This is a genomic window from Candidatus Hydrogenedentota bacterium (assembly GCA_012730045.1).
GTDB lineage: Bacteria > Hydrogenedentota > Hydrogenedentia > Hydrogenedentales > CAITNO01 > JAAYBR01.
In genome coordinates this window covers 134,120-140,621 of the sequence record JAAYBR010000106.1, presented here as the reverse complement: position 1 = coordinate 140,621, position 6,502 = coordinate 134,120, and the positions used below count along the sequence as shown (strand labels likewise).

Sequence of the window (6,502 nt, the reverse complement as noted above, 5' to 3'; positions counted from 1 at the left end):
GACAGACCATTTGGTCCTGTATGCCCCCCCGCAGGAAACACCGCCACACGACACGCCCAGAAACGCCCGCATGGAACCACCTCAACATGGTCCGCTCAATTCAGCCTTTTGCCACGGGCTGCTAGGCCTCCCGGCGCGCGGACGGGTGGTATACTAAGGGCCCCTGTGAACAGGAAAGGAATACCTATGCTTCGCGGACTGGGCGATTTGGCGAAAATGGGCGGGCTGCTCCAGCAGGCACTGGACATGCGCAAGCGCATCGAGGAGATGAAGGCCGAACTGGCCGAAAAGCGTTTTGAGGGCGAAACGCTGGGGGGGGCGGTACGGGTGGTGGTGAACGGCACCATGGAGATTGAATCCCTGATTATCAGCCCGGACCTGGTCGCACCGGAGCGTTGCGAAGAGTTGGCCGCCATGGTGCAGGCCGCCGTCAACTCCGCCATCAAGACGGCGCAGGAGTATGTGCAGCAGCGCATGCGCGACATGACCGGCGGCTACGACATCCCGGGAATCAGCTGAGTGCGCACGGTTTTCTTTGGCACCCCCGAACTTGCCGTGCCGATTGCTGACGCGGTCCACGCCCGGCACGGGGTGTCGGCGGTGGTCTGCCAGCCGGACCGGCCCAAGGGCCGGAGCGGCCGTCCTTCCCCCCCGCCCGTCAAGGTGTGGGCGCAGGAGCGAGGCATCCCCGTCCTCCAGCCGGAGACGCCCAACACGGAGTCGTTTGTCCTGGCACTGCGTGACCTTCGTCCGGACATGTGCGTGGTGGCGGCCTACGGCCGCCTGGTAAAGCAGGTCCTGCTGGATATTCCCCCGCTGGGCTGGCTCAATGTGCATCCCAGCCTGCTGCCCCGGTGGCGGGGCCCCTCGCCCATCCAGACCGCCGTTCTGGAGGGGGACGCGGAGACGGGCGTGACCATCATGCGCATGACGCTGGAGATGGACTCGGGGGACCTTCTCGCGCAGCAACGCACGGTGATTCTCCCTGAGGAGACGGCGGAGGACCTGACCGGGCGGCTTGCCGTCCTGGCGGCCGAGATGATGCCCGACCAAATGGACCGGGTCTTGGACGGCACGGCGGTCTTCACGCCGCAGGATCCCGGGCGGGTGACCTACTGCAAAATGTTCCGGAAAAACCACGGATACATCCGCTGGGACGGTTCGGCCCGGCGCATTCACAACCGGGTGCGCGCGTGCGTGCCCTGGCCCGCCGCGCAGACCCTCTACAAGGGCCAGGTGTGCAGGATTCTGGCCACGCGGCCGGAGTCCGGGGAGGCCGGAGCCGCGCCGGGCACGGTGGTGGAAGCGGCGGCGGACACGCTCCGTGTGGCCACGGGCGACGGGATTCTCGCCATCCTTCGCTTTCAGGCGCCCGGCAAGAAGCCGCTGGACATGGCTGACTTCCTGCGCGGGCACTCCATCCGCCCCGGGGAGCGCTTTGAGGACATTCCCGATGCCGATTGACCCGGTGCGCGATGCGGCGGTGGATGTGCTCCTGCGCGTGTTTACGCGGGGCATACACCTTGACATCTCCCTTGACAAGACCCTCCGGCGGCGTCCCGTCGCCGACCGGGGGCGGCGTTTCATGACCCAGCTGGTCTACGGCACGGTGCGCCACCGCCTGCTTTGCGACCACGTGCTCGCGGGGCTGTGCCATCAGCCGCTGGACGAGCTTCCCCCGGCGGTGCATGCGATCCTGCGCATGGCGGTCTTTCAGTCCCTCTTCTGCTCGCAGGTCACCCGGCCCGCCATGGTCCACACCTCGGTGGAGCTGGCGCGGCACCGGTCCCATGCCGGGCTGGCGCGGATGGTCAACGCCATCCTGCGGAAGGCGCCCGCCACCCTGGAGGAAGTGTCCTTCCCCGACCCCGCGACGAGCCTGGTCGAGCATTTGCGGGTGCGTTACTCCCTGCCCCGGTGGATCGTGCGGGACATCATCGAGCGTTTCGGTCCGGAGAAGGCCGCCGACATCTGCGCGCTCACGGGGCGCGAGGCTCCGGTGTGCCTCCGGGTCAACACCCGCCGGGGCAGCGTCGAGTCCGTTGCCGCGCGTCTGGCCAAGGCGGGGTTCGCCACGGTGAAGGCCACCCCCCTTCCCGAAGAGCTCACGGTGGTGGACGGCCACGGCCACGGTCTCACCGCCTCCCGCCTCTTCCAGGACGGTTGTTTTCTGCTGCAGGATCCGGCGTCGCAGATGCCCGCGCTCCTGCTGGACGCGGTGCCCGGTGAGCGGGTGCTGGACCTGTGCGCCGCGCCGGGGGGAAAGGCCACCCACATCGCCCAGCGCGCCCCCGAGGGCCTGTTCCTCGTGGCCGCAGACAACCAGCCGCGCCGCATGGGGCAGATTCAGGAGAACTTCGAGCGCCTGGGGCTGGAGGCGGCGGGCATTGTCTGCGCCGACGGCACACATCCCCCCTTCCGGGAGGGAAGTTTCGACCGGGTGCTGCTCGACGCGCCCTGCTCGGGGCTGGGAACCCTCCGCCGCCATCCGGACATTAAGTGGCATGCGACGCCGGAAAGTGTGCTGCGGCTTGCCGAAACGCAGCGCGCGCTGTTGCGCGGAGCCTTGAGACTCTGCAAGAATGGGGGCGTCGTCGTCTACTCCGTTTGCACGTTCACCCGTCAGGAAACCACAGAAGTGGTTGAATCCCTGCTTTCCGAGGGCGCCTGCGCGCCCGAGGACGGTCCGGAGACGCTTTCGCCGTGGAAAACAGCCAGGGGACAATACCAAACCGACCCGTCAGACCCGGCTTTGGACGCGTTCTTTCTGACGCGGCTGCGGAAGCTGTCCTAGGGGTCTTTTTCTTCATCCTCCGCTTCATCGCCTGGTCCATCCAGTGGTCCGTGGCGCTGGTGGTCTTTGTGCTGGTGATGGCCGGGTCGGGCTGGTTCGTCTACACCTACGCCCTGGGCACGCGCCAGCAGACCTCCGTGCCCCCGGTGGCGGGCATGCCCATCACCGAGGCGGCGGCCGTGCTGGGGGAGCGGGGCCTGGGGCTGGGACGCCAGACGCAGGTCGCGTCGCCCACGGTGCCCAAGTACTACATCATCTCCCAGAAGCCGGCCGCGGGCCGTGTGGTCCGCCTGGGCCGCGACGTGGACGTGGTGGTGAGCATGGGCCAGGATTTCCTGCGCGCCCCCGACATCCGGGGCAAGGCGCTGGAGGAGGCCCGCAGGCTGCTGGGCGAGGCGCGTTTCCGCGTCGGAAGCCTGGCGCGCATCCCTTCGGATGTGCCGCGGGACACGGTGCTGTCCCAGGACCCGCCGCCGGGCGGGGAGCTGGCGGGCCAGGCCGAGGTGCACCTGCTCCTCAGCGCGGGCAACACGCGGGCGAATGCGCTGATGCCGGACCTGCGCGGGGTGGGCATCGCCGACGTGGAGCGGCTCATGGCGCCTTTTGGCGTGGCGCTGGTGGCCAACCCGGTGGATCTTCCGGACGCGCAGTACGACGTCGTGCTCGCCCAGACGCCGCCGCCGGATTCGCTGATCTACCCGGACCAGGTGATCACCTATGACTTCCGGCCTTCCGGGTCGCTGGAGGCCCCCTCGCAGCGGCACCAGGCCACTGTGCGCCACGAGATGACCTATGACTGGTACGGGCGCGACATCCGGGTGGACATTGTGGACCGGTCGGGGAGCCGCCAGACCGTGTGGGCCAAGCCCCCCTCCTTCGACGACGCGTCCCGGGCCACCTATCTGGCCGGGGCGGCCATCCGGCTTCCCGTCAGTTATGTTCAGGAGGCCGTGCTGGAGGTGTATGTGGATGGAAAACTCGAGGCGTCCTACCGCCTGAGCCAGGGCAATGAGCCGGTCCGCATGGGGACCGCCGCGTCCCTGTAAACGCAATTAAGGAGTGTTTTCTTCATGGCGCAACAAATCAAGGTCTCCCCTTCCCTGCTCGCCTGCGATTTCTCCCGGCTGGGCGAGGAGATCACCACGGTCATTGAGGCGGGGGCGGACATGATCCACTGCGACATCATGGACGGGCACTTTGTCCCGAACATCACGTTCGGGCCGCCCGTTTTGGCGTCGCTCCGCCGGTTCTGCACCGTGCCGATGGATGTCCACCTGATGATTGACCGTCCCGAGGACTATGTGGAGGATTTTGCGGAGGCGGGGGCGGACATCATCACCTTCCACGCCGAGGCGACCCGGCACCCGCACCGGCTGCTGCGCCGCATCAAGGATCTCGGGTGCAAGGCGGGGCTGGTCCTCAACCCGGGCACCTCGGAGGACGAGTTGGAGTATCTGGCCAACGACTGCGACATGGTGCTGGTCATGTCCGTGAACCCGGGGTTTGGGGGGCAGTCCTTCATTTCCGACATGCTCCGGAAAATCGAGAACCTGCGGGCCATGCTGGGCGACCGGGACCTGGAGGTGGACGGCGGCATAGACGAGACCACCTCGAGGCAGGTGGTGGAGGCGGGCGCAAACGTGCTCGTCGCCGGTTCGTACATATTCAGGCACCATTCCTATCTGGAGGCGGTGGAGACCCTGAAAAACGCTGCGGGCTGAGCACGTCGCAGCCCGGTTCGGGAGGATGTCCATCCAGATGCGCACACGCAGGGCGGCCGTTGCCGGCACATTCTACACGGACGACCCCTCCGTGCTGGCGGAGGAGGTGGGACGGTATCTCGAGGGGGGCGCGGGGGAATCCCTTTCCGATGTGGGCGTGGGGGTCTCTCCCCACGCGGGCTATGTCTATTCCGGCCCGACCGCCGGGGTGTGCTTCGCCGCCCTCCGTCACCGGAAGCCGGGGCGGGTGGTGTTGCTGGGGTGCTCGCACCGGTATCGTTTCGCGGGCCCCGCGCTGGGTGCCTATGACGCGTTTGAGACGCCGCTGGGCCGGATCGGGGTGGATACGGAGCTGGCCGCCCGGATTCGGGACCGCTTTGGCGACGCGGGGGATGAGCCCCATGTGGAGGAGCACTGCCTGGAGACGCAGCTGCCTTTCGTGCAGGCCGCCTTTCCCGGAGCGCGCGTTCTCCCGGTCCTTTTCGGCGGGCGGGCCGGGGCGGAGCATTCCGTGTTTGGGGGGGCGCTGGCAGACCTTCTGGGGGAGGAGGACGTGGTGGTGGCCTCCACGGACCTGTCCCATTATCTGCCCCTGGAGGAGGCGGTGGCCATGGACCGGGCAACATTGGCGGCGGTGGCGTCCCTTGATCCGGCGCGGCTGCGGGCCGCCGGGATGGAGCGCGCATTGTGCGGCGGCGCGGCGGTGGCCGCGGCGATGGCCTGCGCCGTCCGCAGGGGCGCCGTTCGCGGGGTGGTGGCCAGGCACGCCACAAGCGCGGAGGCCTTCGGGGACGCGTCCCGGGTGGTTGGCTACGGCGCGGTGGTCTTTTGCAGGGATGAATCAACCGGGGAGACGGCGCAGCGATGACACAGATTCGCGTGGAGGATGTGTGCGGGATGATGGACCGGTGGGCGAGTCCGGAGTGGGCCGCGTCCTGGGACCGCATCGGCCTGCACGCAGGGCGGCCGGACCAGCCGGTGGAGGGGGTGGGTGTCTGTCTCACGGTCACGGCGGAGGTGTTCCGCATCGCCAAGACGCGCAACATCAACCTTCTGGTGGCGCATCATCCCCTGATCTGGGACCCCCTGCGCGCGTTGCGCATGGATGCGCCGGCCGAGCGGCTGGCGGTCCAGCTGGCCGCCGGCGGCGTCTCCGTGTTTGCCGCGCACACCAACTTGGACGTGGCCCCGGACGGGGTCAACGCGGCCCTGGCCAGTCGGCTGGGGCTGGAACGGACCACCCCCCTCTTCCCCTGCGAGCAGGCGAAACGGGTCAAGCTGGTGACCTTTGTCCCCGAATCCCACCTGCAGCAGATTCGTGAGGCGGTGTGCGGCGCCGGGGGCGGCGTCATCGGGGACTACACCAGCTGCACGTTCAGCGGCCCCGGCATCGGCACCTTCCTCCCCGGGGAGGAGAGCGTCCCGTACAGCGGTTTGGCGGGGCGTGTGAACGAGGAGCCCGAGCGCCGTTTTGAGGTGGTGGTACGCAAGGCGCTGCTTCCCGGGGTGCTCTCAGCGCTGTTTGCCGTTCACCCCTACGAGGAGCCCGCCTACGATGTTTATCCGCTGGAGGGCGCCGATCCGCAGATCGGGCTGGGCACGGTGGGCAACCTTCCGGACCCCGAGGAGGCGGCCGCCTTCTTTGACCGGGTGAAACGCGTGCTGGACGCCCCGGCGGCGCGGGCGGTGGTTCCGGACGCGGCGGGCAGGGTCCGCCGGGTGGCGGTGCTGGGCGGGAGCGGCGGCGGCGAGGTGGCGCGGATTCCGGCGGACGTGGACGCCTATGTGACGGGGGATCTGGGGTATCATGACGCCATGGCGGCGCGCGACCGGAACCTGCTCGTGGTGGATGCGGGCCACCATGCGACGGAGGTGCCGGTGCTCCAGGAGATTGCCCGCAGGATCGGCGCGGCCTTTCCGGCGCTTCCGGTTACCGTCCTGTCAGGCGCCGACCCGTTCACCGTGTCCCCCGTTCCGGACGCCTGAG

At 68.5% G+C, this 6,502-nt stretch carries 7 protein-coding genes; all 7 read left to right on the top strand.

All coding sequences use genetic code 11. The features are described from left to right. Window positions 1-186: 186 nt before the first annotated feature. The 7 genes from GXY15_11775 to GXY15_11745 are packed head-to-tail and all read left to right on the top strand — an operon-like array spanning window position 187 to window position 6,501. Entirely contained in the window at window positions 187-519 is a 333-nt protein-coding gene (locus tag GXY15_11775) for a YbaB/EbfC family nucleoid-associated protein (GenBank protein NLV41890.1), read from the top strand. Further along, on the top strand, window positions 520-1,464 hold the full coding sequence (locus GXY15_11770; GenBank protein ID NLV41889.1) for a methionyl-tRNA formyltransferase: 945 nt from the start codon (window positions 520-522) through the stop codon (window positions 1,462-1,464). After that, a complete protein-coding gene (gene rsmB, locus GXY15_11765; protein NLV41888.1) occupies window positions 1,454-2,794 on the top strand; it encodes a 16S rRNA (cytosine(967)-C(5))-methyltransferase RsmB in 1,341 nt (446 codons plus the stop codon). Before GXY15_11770 ends, rsmB begins: the two co-directional genes overlap by 11 nt. Before the next feature lie 50 nt (window positions 2,795-2,844). Further along, window positions 2,845-3,840, top strand: a complete 996-nt coding sequence (locus tag GXY15_11760) for a PASTA domain-containing protein (protein ID NLV41887.1) — start codon at window positions 2,845-2,847, stop codon at window positions 3,838-3,840. A gap of 24 nt (window positions 3,841-3,864) precedes the next feature. Further along, window positions 3,865-4,515, top strand: a complete 651-nt coding sequence (locus tag GXY15_11755) for a ribulose-phosphate 3-epimerase (GenBank protein ID NLV41886.1) — start codon at window positions 3,865-3,867, stop codon at window positions 4,513-4,515. Between the two features lie 37 nt (window positions 4,516-4,552). After that, complete coding sequence (gene amrB, locus GXY15_11750) at window positions 4,553-5,383, top strand: AmmeMemoRadiSam system protein B (GenBank protein NLV41885.1); 831 nt, start codon at window positions 4,553-4,555, stop codon at window positions 5,381-5,383. Further along, on the top strand, window positions 5,380-6,501 hold the full coding sequence (locus GXY15_11745) for a Nif3-like dinuclear metal center hexameric protein (protein ID NLV41884.1): 1,122 nt from the start codon (window positions 5,380-5,382) through the stop codon (window positions 6,499-6,501). Before amrB ends, GXY15_11745 begins: the two co-directional genes overlap by 4 nt. Window position 6,502: the final 1 nt, after the last annotated feature.